The organism is Ruegeria sp. CDSA021 (genome assembly GCF_059612325.1).
In genome coordinates this window covers 57,558-74,490 of sequence record NZ_JBXWQJ010000003.1, presented here as the reverse complement: position 1 = coordinate 74,490, position 16,933 = coordinate 57,558, and the positions used below count along the sequence as shown (strand labels likewise).

15 protein-coding genes are annotated in these 16,933 nt (G+C 58.1%); 6 read left to right on the top strand and 9 right to left on the bottom strand.

The genetic code is table 11. From position 1 onward, the window contains the following. Position 1: 1 nt before the first annotated feature. Positions 2-1,336 carry an MFS transporter gene (locus tag AC2FLD_RS04770; protein WP_496667737.1) on the bottom strand — a complete coding sequence of 445 codons (1,335 nt, stop codon included), beginning with the start codon at positions 1,334-1,336 and terminating at the stop codon, positions 2-4. A gap of 92 nt (positions 1,337-1,428) precedes the next feature. Further along, positions 1,429-2,169, bottom strand: coding sequence for a YebC/PmpR family DNA-binding transcriptional regulator (locus AC2FLD_RS04765; protein WP_050602913.1), 741 nt, complete (start codon positions 2,167-2,169; stop codon positions 1,429-1,431). A 111-nt stretch (positions 2,170-2,280) separates the two neighbouring features. Here AC2FLD_RS04765 and AC2FLD_RS04760 point away from each other — a divergent pair, with 111 nt between their 5' ends. From AC2FLD_RS04760 to AC2FLD_RS04745, 4 genes are all read left to right on the top strand, one after another. Next, entirely contained in the window at positions 2,281-4,053 is a 1,773-nt protein-coding gene (locus AC2FLD_RS04760) for an SLC13 family permease (protein ID WP_050603029.1), read from the top strand. Between the two features lie 16 nt (positions 4,054-4,069). Beyond that, a complete protein-coding gene (locus tag AC2FLD_RS04755; protein ID WP_496667736.1) occupies positions 4,070-4,804 on the top strand; it encodes a glutamine amidotransferase in 735 nt (244 codons plus the stop codon). 73 nt (positions 4,805-4,877) lie between these two features. Continuing rightward, on the top strand, positions 4,878-5,735 hold the full coding sequence (locus tag AC2FLD_RS04750; protein WP_496667735.1) for a bile acid:sodium symporter family protein: 858 nt from the start codon (positions 4,878-4,880) through the stop codon (positions 5,733-5,735). A gap of 11 nt (positions 5,736-5,746) precedes the next feature. Continuing rightward, positions 5,747-7,408: an FAD-binding dehydrogenase gene (locus tag AC2FLD_RS04745; RefSeq protein ID WP_496667734.1), complete on the top strand. Its 1,662-nt coding sequence runs from the start codon at positions 5,747-5,749 to the stop codon at positions 7,406-7,408. A 13-nt stretch (positions 7,409-7,421) separates the two neighbouring features. Here the strand turns inward: AC2FLD_RS04745 and AC2FLD_RS04740 are convergent, their stop codons facing one another. From AC2FLD_RS04740 to AC2FLD_RS04730, 3 genes are all read right to left on the bottom strand, one after another. Then, positions 7,422-8,159, bottom strand: a complete 738-nt coding sequence (locus AC2FLD_RS04740; RefSeq protein ID WP_496667733.1) for a YbaY family lipoprotein — start codon at positions 8,157-8,159, stop codon at positions 7,422-7,424. 95 nt (positions 8,160-8,254) lie between these two features. Then, positions 8,255-10,033 carry an SLC13 family permease gene (locus tag AC2FLD_RS04735; protein ID WP_050602917.1) on the bottom strand — a complete coding sequence of 593 codons (1,779 nt, stop codon included), beginning with the start codon at positions 10,031-10,033 and terminating at the stop codon, positions 8,255-8,257. Between the two features lie 87 nt (positions 10,034-10,120). Further along, positions 10,121-10,936: a TIGR00282 family metallophosphoesterase gene (locus tag AC2FLD_RS04730; protein WP_496667732.1), complete on the bottom strand. Its 816-nt coding sequence runs from the start codon at positions 10,934-10,936 to the stop codon at positions 10,121-10,123. A gap of 133 nt (positions 10,937-11,069) precedes the next feature. On the opposite strand from AC2FLD_RS04730, the gene AC2FLD_RS04725 reads away from it, so the two are divergent. Beyond that, entirely contained in the window at positions 11,070-11,297 is a 228-nt protein-coding gene (locus tag AC2FLD_RS04725) for a putative hemolysin (RefSeq protein ID WP_496667731.1), read from the top strand. 3 nt (positions 11,298-11,300) lie between these two features. On the opposite strand, the gene AC2FLD_RS04720 is transcribed toward AC2FLD_RS04725, so the two are convergent. Further along, a complete protein-coding gene (locus tag AC2FLD_RS04720; RefSeq protein ID WP_496667730.1) occupies positions 11,301-11,858 on the bottom strand; it encodes a 5-formyltetrahydrofolate cyclo-ligase in 558 nt (185 codons plus the stop codon). Beyond that, positions 11,855-13,249: a magnesium transporter gene (gene mgtE, locus AC2FLD_RS04715; protein ID WP_050602921.1), complete on the bottom strand. Its 1,395-nt coding sequence runs from the start codon at positions 13,247-13,249 to the stop codon at positions 11,855-11,857. Before mgtE ends, AC2FLD_RS04720 begins: the two co-directional genes overlap by 4 nt. Positions 13,250-13,388: 139 nt before the next feature. Here mgtE and guaD point away from each other — a divergent pair, with 139 nt between their 5' ends. Continuing rightward, positions 13,389-14,675, top strand: a complete 1,287-nt coding sequence (guaD, locus tag AC2FLD_RS04710; protein WP_496667729.1) for a guanine deaminase — start codon at positions 13,389-13,391, stop codon at positions 14,673-14,675. Here guaD and AC2FLD_RS04705 read toward each other — a convergent pair. After that, a complete protein-coding gene (locus AC2FLD_RS04705) occupies positions 14,672-16,006 on the bottom strand; it encodes an 8-oxoguanine deaminase (RefSeq protein WP_496667728.1) in 1,335 nt (444 codons plus the stop codon). The two genes, guaD and AC2FLD_RS04705, sit on opposite strands and share 4 nt — an antisense overlap. A 114-nt stretch (positions 16,007-16,120) precedes the next feature. Beyond that, entirely contained in the window at positions 16,121-16,912 is a 792-nt protein-coding gene (hisN, locus tag AC2FLD_RS04700) for a histidinol-phosphatase (protein WP_496667727.1), read from the bottom strand. Positions 16,913-16,933: the final 21 nt, after the last annotated feature.

The following is a 16,933-nucleotide window of genomic DNA, read 5'->3' as shown; positions in this document are numbered from 1 at the left end:
TTTACTCCTGCGGCTGGGATGCGTCTTTCCGGACAGGCTGCATCATTAGATAGCATGTTACGCAGGACGCCAGGCTGACGGCGACAATGAAGGCGACCGCCAATGCGACCTCATGCATATGGGCAACTGCGGCCAATGCCGCCGAGAGAAGCACCGCTGACAAACGGGCAATTGATTTGACCGCAGCTGACCCCTGCACGCGAAGATCCTTGGGCGCGATGTCCAGAAAATACAGTTTGCGCGAACTGCTGATCCCCGTCACCGCCACGGTGACAACAAACAGAGCGATGGCATGCAGATGCACATCGTGATCGATGCCCAAATAGTGGAACGCCAAAAGGACGCTTCCGGTGGCGGCCACCATCAGGGTTCCAACCATCATGACAGCGCGATGGGACTTCATGTTCACGAATTGCCATAAAGGCCCTGAAACAAGATAACCTGAAGCAGAAGACACGATCATCGCGGTCAGACCTTTTGCCGAACTGTGATGCGCCTCTGCCGCGATCAGGGCGAAGAACGGTACAGAGAGCGAGACAGCCACCAAAGGCATACGCATAGCCATGTAACGCCGAAACCAAGGGAATTCGAACATGTTCAGAATACCCTGAACATTGGCCTTAAACGATAGCCTTGGCTTGGTTTCAGCCCTCTTTGCTGGTTCGACAGAGCGCGCATTCTCGGTCATCGCCAGCATCAAAAGCCCTGAGAGCATAAAAAACGCAACCGACACTCCAATCATTGTGGAATGGCGCGAAAACGGTGGGTTTTCCTTGGTGATCTGATGCACAAGCAAGGCAAGGCCGATGGCGCATAGCCCACCGCACCCGAGTTGCAGGTACTGCATCGCCATGCGTGATCGTGAATGGACATGATCGCCCAGCAGATCAGTGAACATCAGGTTCTGAACCTCGTCCACCAGACCAATCACAAAAAAGACCGAAACGAAGATCACAGCAATCAACGGAACGACCCCGGTCGCTGCTGCGGCCATCGCCAGTACCAGACAGACGCCGATAACAGCTTCGGTCAGAGCAATGGCGCGCTTTTTCTGCGATTTTGCCGCGACAGGTTGCGCCAGAAAAAAATCGGAAATCATACTACCGACCATCCGCACAGAAACCAGCGCGCCTGCCACGAACATCGGCAGTTCGAAGGACACGGCCAGAAACGGCAATACCACCGAAGGGCTGCCCAAGGTCCACGCAACCTGGGACACAATACTCTGCCCGGTCAGAACCGGCACATTGCGTTTGGCAGTATCAGGTTTCTTGGACGTCATGGATCTTGGGGTCGCGTCTTTCCATAGTTCAACACCCACCCAGCCTAAGCGCATCTAGGGCTTCAGCCAATAACCCATACGAATTGTCCTGAAACTAAAAAACCCGGCCAGATTGGCCGGGTTCCGCAATTGCATATTTTGCTTCTTCAGAGCTGAGCCATCACTTCGTCAGTGGCCTCGAAGTTCGTCGTGACGCGCTGCACGTCATCATCGTCTTCCAGCGCATCAACCAGCTTCATCAGCTTTTGCATGTCTTCCAGACCCAGCTCGGTCGTGGTGGTGGGCTTCCAGACCAGTTTGGTGGACTCCGTTTCACCCAAAGCAGTTTCCAGAGCGTTCGAAACGTCGTTCAGATCCGTATCCGCGCACCAGATGATGTGACCATCTTCTGAGCTTTCGACATCTTCGGCGCCTGCTTCGATGGCCGCTTCGAAAATGGTATCCGCATCACCCGCAGTCGCCGGGTAGAGAACTTCGCCCTTGCGTTCGAACATGAACCCAACCGAGCCCGTCTCACCCAGATTGCCACCGTTCTTGGAAAAGGTCGAACGTACGGTCGACGCGGTGCGGTTGCGGTTGTCGGTCATTGTTTCAACAATCACGGCCACGCCGTTGGGGCCGTAGCCCTCATAGCGGATTTCTTCGTAATCGTCGCCGTCGCCCGCCTGCGACTTCTTGATGGCCCGGTCGATCACGTCCTTTGGGACCGAATTCGACTTGGCCTCTTTCACGGCCAGGCGCAGGCGCGGGTTCTTGTCGGGATCGGGGTCGCCCATCTTGGCGGCCACGGTGATCTCTTTCGACAGTTTGGAAAACAGTTTGGACCGCGCGGCGTCCTGACGTCCCTTGCGGTGCTGGATGTTGGCCCATTTGGAGTGGCCTGCCATAGTGCGTCCTCGTCATTCGTGATTTCGTGTTCGGCGCTCATATAGACGTTTGCGGGGGGCAGGATCAAGAGAGCGGCTTGCGACGACATCACTGACTTGTATGGTGACGACATGACGACAGATCAGATCATTCTTTTTTCACTTTTCATCACGGTCTTCGGAATGCTGCTTTGGGGTCGGTTTAGATACGACCTTGTGGCCTTTGCGGCACTGATGATCGGCGTTGTGCTGGGCGTCGTGCCTGTGAACGACGCCTTCGCCGGGTTCGGTCATCCGGCCACCATCATCGTGGCGCTGGTTCTGGTCGTCTCTGCCGGTCTGGTTCGGTCGGGGGCGGTGTTCTTGATCACCCGCACCCTGGTCGATGCCTCACGTGGATTGGGCGCGCATATCGCCCTGATGGGCGGGATCGGCGCAGTGCTGTCGGCCTTCATGAACAACGTGGCAGCATTGGCCCTGCTGATGCCCGTCGACATTCAGACCGCACGCAAAGCGGGGCGATCTGTGGGCCTGACCCTGATGCCGCTGAGCTTTGCCACCATTCTGGGGGGAATGGCGACGTTGATCGGCACCCCTCCGAACATCATCATCGCCTCGATCCGGGCCGAGACGCTGGGCGAGCCGTTTCACATGTTCGATTTTGCCCCGGTCGGTGGGCTGGCCGCGATCGCCGGTCTTGCTTTTGTCGCACTGGTGGGCTGGCGTCTGATCCCAAATCGCGGGCCGCAAACCGAGACGTCTGAAGCGCTGGCAGAATACATCGCCGAGCTGACAGTTCCTCCCGAATCCGCGCATATCGGCAAACGTGTCAGCGAGCTTTATGAGGCCGCCGAAAAATCCGACGTGGCCATTATTGGCCTCATCCGCGACGGCAAGCGGCGCTATGGCCGCTCTGCCCATACCACACTGAAAGAAGGCGACGCATTGGTTCTGGAAGCCCGGCCCGAGGCGCTGGATGAATTCCGTGCCGCGCTTAATCTGGATTTCTCAGACACACGGCGACAGGAACTTCTGACGGCAGAGGGTGACGGGCTGGAAGTGATCGAAGTGGTTGTGCCGGAAAGTGCCCGCATCACTGGCCGCACTGCACAGGGTCTTGGGCTGGCATGGCGGCAGAGCACCGTCCTGATGGGCATATCGCGCCAAGGTCGGCAGATCACCCAACAGGTCCGCAAGACTGAGGTTGAGCCCGGTGATATCCTGTTACTGCTCTGCCCCCGCGACCGCGCTGCGGATGTAACGGAGTGGCTGGGCTGCCTGCCCCTTGCCGGGCGCGGGCTGAACGTCACTGCAAATGACAAGGCGTGGCTGGCCATCGGCCTGTTTGCTGCCGCCGTTTTGGCCGCCAGTGTCGGGTTGATCTACTTGCCTGTTGCCCTGGGGTTAGTGGTCATTGCCTATGTGCTGACTAAGATCATGCCGATCGCCGACATCTATAACCACATCGAATGGCCGGTGGTTGTCCTCTTGGGTTCCATGATCCCGCTGGGCAGTGCATTGGAGACCTCGGGCGGGACTGAACTGATCGCGAATGCGCTGATCCAACTGACCGATGGCCTTCCCGCCTGGGCCATCCTGACCGTTTTGATGGTCGTGACCATGACTTTGTCTGATGTCCTGAACAACACAGCCACTGCCATTGTCGCTGCACCGGTTGGGATACAAATGGCCCGCACGCTCGAGGTTTCGCCCGATCCGTTCCTGATGACGGTTGCCGTTGCGGCCTCGGCCGCGTTCCTCACGCCTATCGGGCACAAGAACAATACGCTGGTTCTGGGACCTGGTGGCTATCGGTTCGGAGATTACTGGCGTATGGGTCTGCCGCTTGAGGTGCTGATCATCGCGGTTTCCATCCCCGCCATCCTTGTCTTTTGGCCGTTGTGACGGGTAAAGGCAGCACATGAAACGCTTTTTGATCCTGCAACTGCGCCCGGAAACGGATGCGTCCGACGCCGAATACGCCTCGATTCTGGACAAGACCCGCCTTACGCCCGAGCAGACCCACCGTATCCGGCTGGATTGTGAGGATTTGCCTGACAGCTTGGACGTGACGGACTATGCGGGCGTCATCGTTGGCGGAGGTCCCGGTTGTGTCAGCGATGACCCCGCAACAAAATCCAACTTGGACGCAAAGATCGAAGATGCGGTCATGGGGCTCATGCCGCAGATCACGGCGCAAGATCATCCCTTCATGGGCTGCTGCTATGGTTTAGGCGTTCTGGCTGCACACTTAGGTGGCGACGTGAGCAAAGCCCGTTACGGCGAACCGGTCGGCCCGTCAGCCTGCCACCTGACGGCAGACGGCGTGTCAGACCCGCTGACCACTGGGCTGGCCCCTGAATTCGACGCCTTCGTCGGCCACAAAGAGGCCGTCCAGACATTGCCGGAGGGCTGCGTGCATCTTGTCTCCTCAGACCCCTGCCCGTTTCAGATGATCCGCTTTGGCCAGAACGTCTATGCCACACAGTTTCACCCCGAAGCGGATGCGAAGGACTTTGAGCAGCGCATTAACATCTACAAACATCACGGTTATTTCCCGCCCGAAGACGCCCAACGTTTGATCGATGTCTGCAACGCCGCTGACGTCACCCAACCCGGCGAAATCCTGCGCCGGTTCGTCGAACGTTACAAGTGACCTAACGGAGCGGTTGCCTGCGGCTTTCATGCTCGCATAGGCTGATCCGAAACGACTTTGGGAGGAGTTGTTCTTGGATTTTCTAATCAATGTCGGCCTGCCGATCTCGCTGGCCATTATCATGCTATCCCTTGGCATTGGGCTAGAGATTGCGGATTTCCGGCGCGTGTTGAACCGTAGATACCCGTTTGCAATTGGTGCGATCTGTCAGGTGGTGCTTCTACCTATTGCTGCTTTTGTTACTGTCACTCTGTTTGGCCTGCCCCCTGAAATAGCGGTGGGCTTTATGCTGCTCAGCTTTTGCCCGGGCGGTGTGACCAGTAACATTCTGACCAAACTGGCAAAGGGTGACGTGGCGCTTTCCGTTAGCCTGACTGCGGTGATCAGCATTCTGTCTATCCTGACAGTGCCCTTTCTGGCGGCATGGTCCATCACCTATTTTATGGGGGAAAATGCCCCGGACGTTTCGATCAGCGGTCTGGCCGTTGCCATGTTCCTGATCACCACCCTTCCTGTGGCAATCGGCATCGGGGTTCGCAGATTTGCAACCGAGTTTGCAAACCATATCGACGGCGGACTTTCAAAGTTAGCAACTGCTTTGTTTGTTGTGATCGTCGTGGCCGCCCTGGCCGGAAACTGGCAGATTTTCGTTGATAACTTGGGCATTATGGGTGCAGGCCTGATCTCACTTAACGTTGCCCTTTTGCTCATCGGGCTGGGGATCGCACGTGCTGCAAATCTGTCATGGGCCGAGTGTAAAAGCATCTCAATTGACACAGGCATCCAGAATTCGACACTGGGTATAACGCTGGCGGCACTTATCACGGGCACAGAGAGCGGGTTTAGCCCTCTGGCTTTGCCGTCCGCAGTCTACGGGATCACGATGTATGCGGTCGTGCTACCGTTCCTCGTTTGGTTTCGCAGACGCTGAAAGGACAGTTCATGACCAATAATACAGCAGATGCGATTGTCGTCGGCGCGGGCCTGGCGGGATTGGCAGCCGCGGCTGAGCTGGGGGATCGGGGAAAAAGGGTGATCATTGTCGATCAAGAGGCCGAGAGCTTTCTGGGTGGTCAGGCATTCTGGAGCCTTGGTGGACTGTTCATGGTCGACACGCCGGAACAACGCCGGATGGGCATCAAGGACAGCCAAGATCTTGCCCTACTTGACTGGATGGGCAGCGCGCAGTTTGACCGCACGGAAGACACCTGGCCCCGCAAATGGGCCGAGAGTTATGTCGAGTTTGCAGCGGGCGAGATGCGCCCATGGTTGCACGAGATGGGCCTACGCTGGTTTCCGGTGGTTGGTTGGGCCGAACGTGGTGGTTCCTATGCGAACGGGCACGGAAACTCGGTTCCCCGTTTTCACATAACGTGGGGCACAGGACCCGGCGTGCTGGAGCATTTTATCCGTCGTGTAAAAGAGCATGCCAGCGCCGGGTTGATCCAGATGAAATTCCGCCATCAGGTCAGCCATATCATCATGCAAAATGGCGCCGCCAAAGGCGTGTCCGGTGAAGTGCTGGCCGATGACACTGCCCAGCGCGGCGGCAAGACCAACCGCGACGAAGTGGGCGAGTTCGAGGTTTATGCGCCCTCGATCATCGTCACCTCTGGCGGTATCGGTGGTAACTTTGAAATGGTGCGGCAGAATTGGCCCAAGGATCGTCTGGGGGAACCGCCGCAGAAGATGGTGGCAGGCGTACCCTTTCACGTCGATGGCCGCATGATCGGGATCAGCGAAAAAGCGGGCGGCCATGTCATCAATGGCGACCGCATGTGGCATTACACCGAAGGCGTGCGCAACTGGAATCCGATCTGGCCCGACCACGGCATTCGCATTCTGCCCGGCCCCAGCTCGATGTGGTTCGACGCCAAGGGCGACCGCCTCGCGCCTCCCTGCCTGCCGGGGTTCGATACGCTGGGTACGCTGCGCGAAATTCTGAAGACAGGGTACGAATACAGCTGGTTTGTTCTGACCCAGAAGGTCATCAAGAAGGAATTCGCCCTGTCCGGGTCTGAACAGAACCCCGATTTCACCTCGGGCAGTTGGAAAGAGGTGATCCGTCAGCGCGTCCTGTCGGGGTCCAAGGCAACCGCCCCGGTCGAAGCGTTCAAGGAACATGGCGAGGATTTCGTCGTGGCCAACACGTTGACCGAACTGGTCAACGGGATGAACCATCTGGGCGGCGGTCTGATTGACGAAGCGCACCTGCGCGCGCAGATCGAAGCACGAGATTCTCAGGTCGACAATCCATTCTCAAAAGACGCGCAGATGATGGCGATCCTGGCGGCCAGAAACTACCGCGGCGACAAGCTGATCCGCACCGCCAAGCCACACAAGTTCCTCGACCCGGCCAACGGTCCGCTGATCGCGGTCAAGCTACACGTCCTGACACGCAAGACGTTGGGCGGGCTTCAGACCAATATGGACAGCCAGATGATCGGAGCGGATGGGCAGGTGGTGTCCGGCCTGTTCGCAGCAGGCGAAGTCGCCGGGTTCGGCGGTGGCGGCTATCACGGCTACAACGCGCTGGAGGGTACGTTTCTGGGCGGTTGCATCTTTTCGGGGCGCAACGCAGGGCGGTCAAGGGCCGTCGCCTGACGGCCCCATCGCGTTACTTACGGGTCAGCTTAATCACCGGCTCTCCGTCCGCATCCAAAAGGGCCAGTGCGTTGCCTTGCATTGCGAACGTCGTGACGCTTTGCATCGCTTTCAGAAACTGCCGTTCGACCTCATCCATCGGGGGTGGACACGCCATGAGTGTCGCAGCCATGTTGTCCGGGAATTCGATCCGATTAGCAGAAATCTCTGCCTGACCACTAAACCGATTACAACCGCCGCTTCCCGAAAACGCACCGCTTTGCCCGAAAGCAAGCTCGGGACGTTTTTCAGTCTCAATAGGCGCGCCGTTCAGGCCTGAGGCGACCCATTCCGTGTTTTCCAGCATAGCAGCTTCCTGATGCTGAACCTGTACCATCAACAGGTCGGCGGTATTCTCTGCGCCATTGGTCAGAACCGGGTAATTAGTATCAGTCGTGAACAGCAGTTTTTGCCCCTGCATGACTGAAGCGCGCACCGCGTATCTATACCCGTCCTTAATCAACGCATCATCATAGGTCAGTTCAAATTGCGCCGGCACCCCGGTCAGAGCGTATCTCTGCGCAGCAAGTGTCACAGCCGGAGCATCAGCCAGTGAGATATCCTGAAGTTCGACAAAAAGAGTTGCGTCGGGCGGGACCGCAATACGCTCTCGGTAGGATGCGTTCCCTGCAACGGTGCCTGCAATCGCGACATTGCTTATGACGGTCGCAAACGCTGCGCCTGCAAATGTAGAACGTCCTATCGTCAGCATGGCTAATCCCCTTTGCAAGTTTTATTCACAAAAGATTGTATATTGTCCGCCATTTACAAGCCTGCCTCCGACAAAGTGGCAAATCTGCGCCGATATTATAGTGGCCAGATCAACGGGATAAGCAGGGACGCCAGCAGTCCAACCGTCAGGTTAAGCGGAACGCCCACTTTCATGAAGTCAGTGAACCTGTAGCCACCGGGACCGTAGACCATCATGTTGGTCTGGTATCCGATCGGTGTTGCAAAGGATGCCGATGCCGCCACCATAACCGCGACCACCAGCGGGCGTGGATCAATCCCTACAGCCTGCGCCAAACCAATGGCAATCGGGGTGACGACAACCGCGACCGCGTTGTTGGAAACCAATTCGGTCAGCACCGAGGTCAGCAAGTAAATCGCCCAGATAATCAGGAATGGCGGCAAAGTACTGAGCCCCGGCGCTATGGCCTCGACGATCAGAGAGACCGCGCCGGAACTGTTCAGCGCCGCACCTATAGCCAGCATCGCAAAGATCAGCGCCAGCAGCCGACCTTCAACAAAGGAAAACGCTTCATCAGCATCAATGCAGCGGGTCAAAAGAACCACAGCAACGGCCACAATCGACAACAGCAGGATCGGCGCGACGCCCAGCGCGGCAAGAGCGACGATCCCGACAAGCGCGCCAATTGCAATTGGCGCGTGGCTGCGACGGAAGGCGCGCGCGGACGGCTGGGTGACATCTACCATATCCATTTCGGCTGCAAGCCGTTTAATGTCCGCCGGGGCACCTTCCAGAAGCAGAGTATCCCCAACCCTGACCACCAAATCATCCAACTGGCGACCGATATTCTGGTTACGGCGGTGCACCGCCAACACGTAGACGCCATAACGACGCCGAAGCCGCATCATTCCAAGGGTCCGACCCACCAAACGGCATCCGGGCGTGATCAGCACCTCAACCGTCTTGGTTTCAACGGCGGACACCTGATCCACGCGTTTGAGCTCTCTGTTGCGCTGAAGGCTCAGCAGTTCGGTCATCTCGGTGCGTAAAACCACCCGATCGCCAACTTTCAGTTCGACGCCTTTCAGGTTACGCCGCAGCGACTCGTCCCCCCGAATGACATCGATCAGACGCACACCAGGGCGTTTGAACAACTGTACCCCGGTTACTTCGCGCCCGATCAGGTTACTGTCCGGCGGAATGACAGCTTCGGTGAAGAACTTCATCTTGGACCGATCGCTGAGCAGTGACGCCATGCTGTCCCGCTCGGGCAACAGCTTGGGCGCAATGAACCGCAAATAGATCATGCCGTAGATCACCAGCGCGATCCCCAGTGGCGTGACTTCGAAAATCGTGAAGGCTTTCATCCCCTGAGCGCGAGCGACACCATCAACGAGCAGGTTGGTCGACGTGCCGATCAGCGTCAGCGTGCCGCCCAGAATGGCGGCATAGCTCAGCGGAATCAACAGTTTCGACGCAGGTACGTTCAGCGTGCGGGCGATCTGAACAAAGACCGGGATCATCACCACAACAACAGGTGTATTCGACACCACCGCCGAAGCCAGCACGACAAACGCCATAAGCAACCCGATGGCGAAACGCGGGTTGACCTGAGCCTGTTTCTGCGCAGTCGAGGTGAATGAGTCCAACGCCCCCGTTCGCACCAAAGCCCCCATGATGATGAACATCGCGCCAATCGTCCAGGGCGCAGGGTTGGACAGAACCGCCAACGCGCTTTGATAGGGCAGGATGCCTGTGACAAGCATCAGCGAGACGCCACCAATGGCCACGACCTCGGTCGGATAAACCTCGCGCAGGAACATGACGAACATGCCCGCAACGATGAGCAGCGCCAGAATTGCGCTGCCTGTGTCTGTCAGTGAAAGGAAATTCATTCGTGGTATTCTGTCCGAACCCGGGCCCAAGCGCCTGATGACATGCAGTTTCACGCATTGCGCGCAGCAGAGCAAGTCTGACGTTGATTAATCAGGCCCAGCCTGTTCAAGACGCCCCCCGACGCGCACCATACGCACAGATTTAGCCTGACCGTCGCGATCATTGGTTTCCACGAACACGCCGCTCAACGTGGCCTCGCCATTGGCAGGGGTGAACCGCGCCTTGGGCATTCCGGTGATGAAGCGGCGCATCGGTTCCTGCTTGTCCATGCCGATGACCGAGTCGTAGTCGCCGCACATGCCCGCATCCGTCAGATACGCTGTACCACCGGGCAAAATTTGAGAATCCGCAGTCGGCACATGGGTATGTGTTCCCACCACGAGGCTGGAACGTTTATCGCAATAATGGCCCATCGCCATCTTCTCGGACGTCGCCTCGCAATGCATGTCCACGATGATAGCCTGCGCCTGCCCTCCGCGAGGATGCGACTTCAGGATCGGTTCAATGGCCGAGAACGGATCGTCAAACGGCCGTTTCATGAAGACCTGCCCCAGCACCTGCACCACCAGAACCTTGCGCCCGCCCGGCGCGTTGAACAGTCGATGCCCCCGCCCCGGTGCTCCTTTGGCAAAGTTCACCGGACGCACGATACGCTGTTCTTTATCGATGTATTGCAACATATCCTTCTGGTCGAAGGCATGATCACCCAGCGTCAGACAATCCGCACCAGCATCCAGAAGCAGCTTGGCGTGATCACCGCTTAGCCCCATTCCGTTCGACGCGTTTTCACCGTTGACCACAACAAAATCCAGCCGCCATTCGTCGCGAAGACGTGGCAAATGCTGCTGAACGGCTGCGCGGCCCGCGCGCCCCATGACATCACCAAGAAATAAAATCCTCATGATCCGGGTCGTAGGGGCTGTGCAGGGCAATAACAAGGCGGAAGCATGAAATTTGCCGCAGAGTTGAGGGTTGAATTAACATTCAAGCGCGGCAATGTATTGAAATAGCGTTTGAATACAGAAGGAATTCTTCGTGAAAGCTCTAATTTTTCTGACCGCCTGTCTTTTGACCGCTTCGGCTGCGGGGGCGGAAGGCACCAAAACATCCATGCCCAATCCGGCGGCAACATTTTGCATCGAAAACGACGGGACTTACCAACTTCGGAAAAACGAAGATGGTAGCGTTTTTGGCGTCTGCATTTTGAAAGACGGCACCGAAGTTGATGCCTGGGATTACTTGCGCAGCCACTTCGAGCAGTAACAGCTAGAAGGTCAGTACCCGGCTTTCCGTGATGACCATATCCAGCTGTTGGTCGGTTGGCTCCAGCGGCAGGCCCTCTGCCTCCTGCGCGTCAAAGGCAAAGCCGATGGCAAGCGTCGGACGTTTGGCGCGCAGACCTTCCAGAGTGCGGTCATAGAACCCGCCACCATAACCCAGCCGACCGCCTTTTGCATCAAACGCGACCAGCGGCACGATCAGAATCTCGGGATCGAAATAGTCATCCACCTCGGGCACTTTGGCACCGAACGGGCCATCTTTCAGCGCCCCTTCGGGTGTCCAGCGAGAGAATTTCAAAGGGCGACCGGCGGCCTGAATGACCGGCACCCCCACCGGCCCATAAGCTGATGCCTCGGCCATCGCGGGCAGCGGGTCGATCTCGGTCCGGATCGGCATATAGCCTGACATTGGCACGCCGCGGTGGCCTGCCAAAACCTCGGACAAACGTCCTGCAGCTCCTGGTGAACACGCATCAAATGCAGCCTTGCGGCGCGCAAAGGCCGCTTTGCGGGCTGCGGCTTTAATTTCGGTCAGATCGGTCACAGAAGCACCACGCTGGCAAGCCCAAGAAAGATGAAGAACCCCATGACATCCGTTGTGGTTGTTACAAAGGTTCCAGACGCCAGCGCCGGGTCAACGCCCAAACGGTCCAGCACGACCGGTACTACCGTACCCGCGAACCCTGCGATGATCATGTTCACGACCAAGGCGGATCCGATCACGACACCCAAGAGCGGAGAATCGAACCACAACATCCCCACGGTTCCCAACACGATGGCGAAACACAGCCCGTTGAGCATACCGACCAGCAACTCGCGCCGGATCACCCGCATCACGTTTGCATTGGTCAGGTCGCGCGTCGCCAGTGCGCGCACGGCTACCGTCAGCGATTGCGTGCCCGCATTGCCGCCCATCGAGGCCACAATCGGCATCAGGATGGCCAGGGCGACCAACTGATCAATCGCCGCCTCAAACTGTGAAATCACCAGCGAGGCACAGATCGCCGTACACAGATTCACCGCCAGCCACGGCAATCGCCGCCGACTGGTTGCCGCCACGCTGTCGGACAAAGAGCTTTCGTTGCTGACACCGGCAAGACGCAGAATGTCTTCTTCGTGCTCTTCATCCAGAACCACCATCGCGTCGTCGATGGTGATAACGCCAACCAGACGCCCATCCTCGTCCACCACCGGGGACGAGATCAGGTGGTACTGGTTGAAGGCATAGGCCACGTCTTCCTCGTCCTGATCGACGGGGATGATGTGAAACTCCTCCTCCGCAAGGTCGTGCAGCGGCACCTCGCGCCGCGTCGCCATCAACTTGCCCAATGTCACCTGCGCCACCGGCTTCAGGCGTGGATCGACCAGCACCACGTGATAGAACTGCTCGGGCAGGTCATCATTTGCGCGCATGAAATCAATGGCTTGCCCGACCGTCCAATGCTCGGGCGACATGACGACCTCGCGCTGCATGAGACGACCGGCCGAGTTCTCAGGGTAAGACAGCGCCTGTTCGGCTGCAACCCGTTCGGAATCCTCCAGCGCATCCAGAATAGTTTCCTGCTGAGGTTCCTCAAGGTCTTCCAGCAGGTCAACGACGTCGTCGCTTTCCATCTCGCGCACGGCTTCGGCCAGAACGTCCGGCTTTAGGACCGAGATCACCTCTTCGCGGACCGACTCATCCAGTTCAGACAGGATGTCGCCATCAAATTCCTTGTCATACAGTCGGATCAGGCGGGCCCGATCAAACGGATTGATCTGTTCCAGAAGGTCAGCGATGTCGGCCGCGTGCAGCGGCTCCATCAGCTCAATCAGCTTGTCGCGATCATCGATATCCACCGCATAGAGGATCCCCGCCACTGCCTTGGGATCCAGCGCATAGGCGTCTTCGTCCCGGGGCTGATCGTATCCGGCTTCGTCACTGCCTGTCGTCATGCGCGGCCCCCTTAATTCGGCGATTGACTTCTAAATAGAAGAAGCAGCTACCGGAAAACAATGACAATGCACCGATTTACCCACTTCTTTCGTCTGCCTATGCTGATGCGCGGTTCCAAACAGGTGGAGAATAGGGACAATGGCGCAAAAGACGCTTTTGAAAGGGCGCGTTCTGAGTTTCACGGCCTCACCCTTTGACGGAGAGCCGACCGAGGCCACCCGGCTGGACGAAGCGGTTGTCATCGAAGACGGGCGCATTGCAGATGTCGGCACCGCCGATGCGTTGGCGCAGGCTCATCCTGATGCAATCACCAAGGATCACGGCAAGCACCTGATCATGGCAGGGTTTGTGGACCCGCACGTGCATTACCCGCAAACGGCGATGATCGCCAGCTGGGGAAAACGGCTGATCGACTGGCTGAACACTTACACCTTCCCGGAAGAGATGAAGTTCGGCGATCTCGGCTATGCGACCGAAATTGCCAATCGCTATCTGGACCTGACTGCCGCACATGGCACCACAACCATGTGCAGCTTTTGCACGATCCATCCCGAAAGCGTGGACGCGTTCTTTACAGCAGCGCAACAACGCGGACAACGGGTAGTGGCAGGTAAGACCTGCATGGATCGCAATGCGCCTGAAGGTCTGCGCGACACGGCTCAAACCGCCTATGATCAATCGGCAACTCTTCTGGAAAAGTGGCACCGTGTCGACCGACTGTCCTATGCCATCACCCCACGCTTTTCCCCTACCTCAACTCCCGAGCAACTTGAGGCGATGGGCGCTCTATGGGCCGAACATCCGCACTGCCTGATGCAAACTCATCTGAGCGAGCAAACAGATGAAATCGAATGGGTCCAGTCGCTGTTCCCGGATGCGCGGGATTATCTGGACACGTACGAGAAGTTCGGCCTGCTGGGTCAGAATGCCCTGTATGGGCACGTCATCCATCTGGAAGACCGGGAGCGGGATCGGCTGCGTGAGGTCGATGCGTCGTTGATCCACTGCCCCACTTCCAACACCTTCATCGGGTCGGGCCTGTTCGACATGAACGGGCTGGTCCATGATGGCCACCGTATCGGTCTGGCCACCGATACAGGCGGAGGGTCCAGTTTCTCGATGCTACGTACCATGGCTGCCGCCTATGAGATCGGCCAGTTGCGTGGTCGCCCGCTGCACTCGGCGCAATTGCTTTGGCTGGGCACAGTAGGGTCCGCGCTTAGCCTGCGGATGGATGACTGCATTGGCAATGTCGCCCCGGGAATGGAGGCGGATTTGGTAGTGCTCGACCTCGCCTCGACCCCGGCCATCGCCCAGCGCGAAGCTCATGCAGAGGATGTTTGGGAGGCGATCTTCCCGACCATCATGATGGGTGATGATCGGGCCGTGGCAGAGGTTTGGATCGGCGGGCAGCAGGCAGTTTAAGCCTGCAACGCCCGAGCAAGCGCATTCTGACGCTCGATCACGCGGGGCAGATCAATCGTTGCGATCTGCCCATCGCGCACGATTTGACGGCCTTCGATAAACAGATGTTTCACGGTCATCGGCCCCGCCAAAAGCAGAGCCGCCGGATCCCAACTACCTGCGCTTTCGATGCTGCGCGTATCCCATACCGCAATATCAGCGCGTTTGCCTGGCATGAGTCGCCCACAATCCGGACGTCCCAATACGTCGGCTCCGCCGCGCGTCGCAATCTCCAACGCTTCGCGGGCTGACATGGCATCTGCGCCATTGGCCACCCGTTGCAACAGCATCGCCTGCCGGGCCTCCAGCATCAGGTTGCCATTGTCATTGCTGGCTGATCCGTCCGCGCCAAGGCCAACCCTGACGCCTGCATCCCGCATCGCCCGTACTGGCGCGATGCCCGATCCGAGACGACAATTTGAGCAGGGGCAGTGGGCCACGCCTGTTTTGGTTCGCGAAAACAGGTCGATCTCGGCCCCGTCCAGCTTGACGCAATGGGCGTTCCAGACATCAGCGCCGGTCCAGCCCAAATCTTCGGCATACTGACCGGGGCGACAGCCGAATTGTGCCTGCGAATAGGCGATATCTTCGTCATTCTCGGCCAAATGAGTGTGCAGCATCACGCCTTTGTCCCGCGCCAGCAAGGCTGCATCGCGCATCAGGTCTCGGCTTACAGAGAACGGCGAACACGGGGCGAGGCCGACGCGGCACATCGACCCTTCCGACGGGTCATGAAACGCATCAACGACACGGATCATGTCGTTCAGAATGGCGGCTTCGTCTTCCACCAGACTGTCCGGCGGCAGACCACCGTCACTTTCACCAATGCTCATCGCGCCACGCGTCGGCTGGAACCGCATCCCCAGCTCCGACGCGGCAGCAATCGTATCCTCCAGCCGCGCACCATTGGGGTAAAGGTAAAGGTGATCGGAACTGAGCGAACAGCCAGACAGCGCCAGCTCGGCCAATCCAATCTGGGCCGAAGTGAACATCTCGTCCGGTCCAAACCTTGCCCAGATCGGGTAAAGCGTTTGCAGCCACCCGAACAACAACGCATCCTGCCCGCCCGGTACAGCACGGGTCAGGGTTTGGTAAAGGTGGTGATGGGTGTTCACCAGACCGGGTGTAATCAGACACCCCGTCGCGTCGTGAACGTCGCCCTGTGTCTGCAACCCGCGACCAATTTCGGCGATTTGCCCGTCGCAGATAAGAATGTCAGACCCGGGCATCTCTTGCCGGGTATCATCCATCGTCAGGATCAGATCGGCATTCTGGAGTAGGATTTCTGTCATATCGCGCTCCTGCATCTGCCCGTTTCATGCAAGGAGTGCGTGTGCCGGCGGAAAACGGGCTCAAGAACCGGCTAAAACCGGTTTAATCGTCATTGGCCCGCCCGGCAACAGAATTCAGAAATGACGCAATACCTGAAGGGCCGCGGCGTGTAGGTCCGCGTTTGAAGCAGCCAGGGCACGACCCCCTTCATGGGCCGGACCACCCTGCCAATCGGTGACAATACCGCCCGCCGCCTTAACAACGGCAATAGGTGCCTGAATATCATAGGAATTCAGGCCCGCCTCAATCACCAGATCCGCCTGGCCTGCCGCAAGAAGCGCGTAAGCGTAGCAATCCATTCCATAGCGCGTCAGTTTCACCTGCTCGGACACAGCCTGAAACCCTGCCCTGTCTTCCGGGGTGCCGACTTCGGGAAAGGTTGTGAACAGGGTCGCTTGTTCCAGCGTCTTCGTCTTGCGTGTCTGCAAAGCGGTGGTCCCGTGCGGACCAGTCAGTTGAGCGCCAGAAGAGGATCCCACAAAACGCTCTCCGATATAGGGTTGATCGATCACCCCCATGAACGGTCCATCCTGATCGCTTAGCGCGATCAGAACACCCCAGGTTGGCGTACCGCTGATAAATCCACGGGTGCCATCGATAGGGTCCAGAACCCAGGTTCGACCACTGGTGCCTTTGTGTTCGCCGAACTCTTCGCCCAGAATGCTGTCATCCGGACGTTGCCGGGCCAGAACCTCACGCATCGCCTGTTCAGCCGCACGGTCAGCCACCGTAACAGGATCAAACCCATCGGCCAGCTTGTTCGCGGTTTCCAGATCTGCTTGACGAAAAAAAGGAAGAATGGCCGCGCGTGCCGCTTCGGCCATTTCTTCGGCAATTTCTAGGTCGCTCAACGTCGTCGGTTGCATAGCCCACAGGTGCGAGCAATG

Excerpts from the sequence above, each read along its gene's own strand:
- AC2FLD_RS04770 (WP_496667737.1), bottom strand. The coding sequence starts at position 1,336 with ATGCGCTTAGGCTGGGTGGGTGTTGAACTATGGAAAGACGCGACCCCA.
- AC2FLD_RS04765 (WP_050602913.1), bottom strand. The coding sequence starts at position 2,169 with ATGGCAGGCCACTCCAAATGGGCCAACATCCAGCACCGCAAGGGACGT.
- AC2FLD_RS04760 (WP_050603029.1), top strand. The coding sequence starts at position 2,281 with ATGACGACAGATCAGATCATTCTTTTTTCACTTTTCATCACGGTCTTC.
- AC2FLD_RS04755 (WP_496667736.1), top strand. The coding sequence starts at position 4,070 with ATGAAACGCTTTTTGATCCTGCAACTGCGCCCGGAAACGGATGCGTCC.
- AC2FLD_RS04745 (WP_496667734.1), top strand. The coding sequence starts at position 5,747 with ATGACCAATAATACAGCAGATGCGATTGTCGTCGGCGCGGGCCTGGCG.
- AC2FLD_RS04740 (WP_496667733.1), bottom strand. The coding sequence starts at position 8,159 with ATGCTGACGATAGGACGTTCTACATTTGCAGGCGCAGCGTTTGCGACC.
- AC2FLD_RS04735 (WP_050602917.1), bottom strand. The coding sequence starts at position 10,033 with ATGAATTTCCTTTCACTGACAGACACAGGCAGCGCAATTCTGGCGCTG.
- AC2FLD_RS04730 (WP_496667732.1), bottom strand. The coding sequence starts at position 10,936 with ATGAGGATTTTATTTCTTGGTGATGTCATGGGGCGCGCGGGCCGCGCA.
- mgtE (WP_050602921.1), bottom strand. The coding sequence starts at position 13,249 with ATGACGACAGGCAGTGACGAAGCCGGATACGATCAGCCCCGGGACGAA.
- guaD (WP_496667729.1), top strand. The coding sequence starts at position 13,389 with ATGGCGCAAAAGACGCTTTTGAAAGGGCGCGTTCTGAGTTTCACGGCC.
- AC2FLD_RS04705 (WP_496667728.1), bottom strand. The coding sequence starts at position 16,006 with ATGACAGAAATCCTACTCCAGAATGCCGATCTGATCCTGACGATGGAT.
- hisN (WP_496667727.1), bottom strand. The coding sequence starts at position 16,912 with ATGCAACCGACGACGTTGAGCGACCTAGAAATTGCCGAAGAAATGGCC.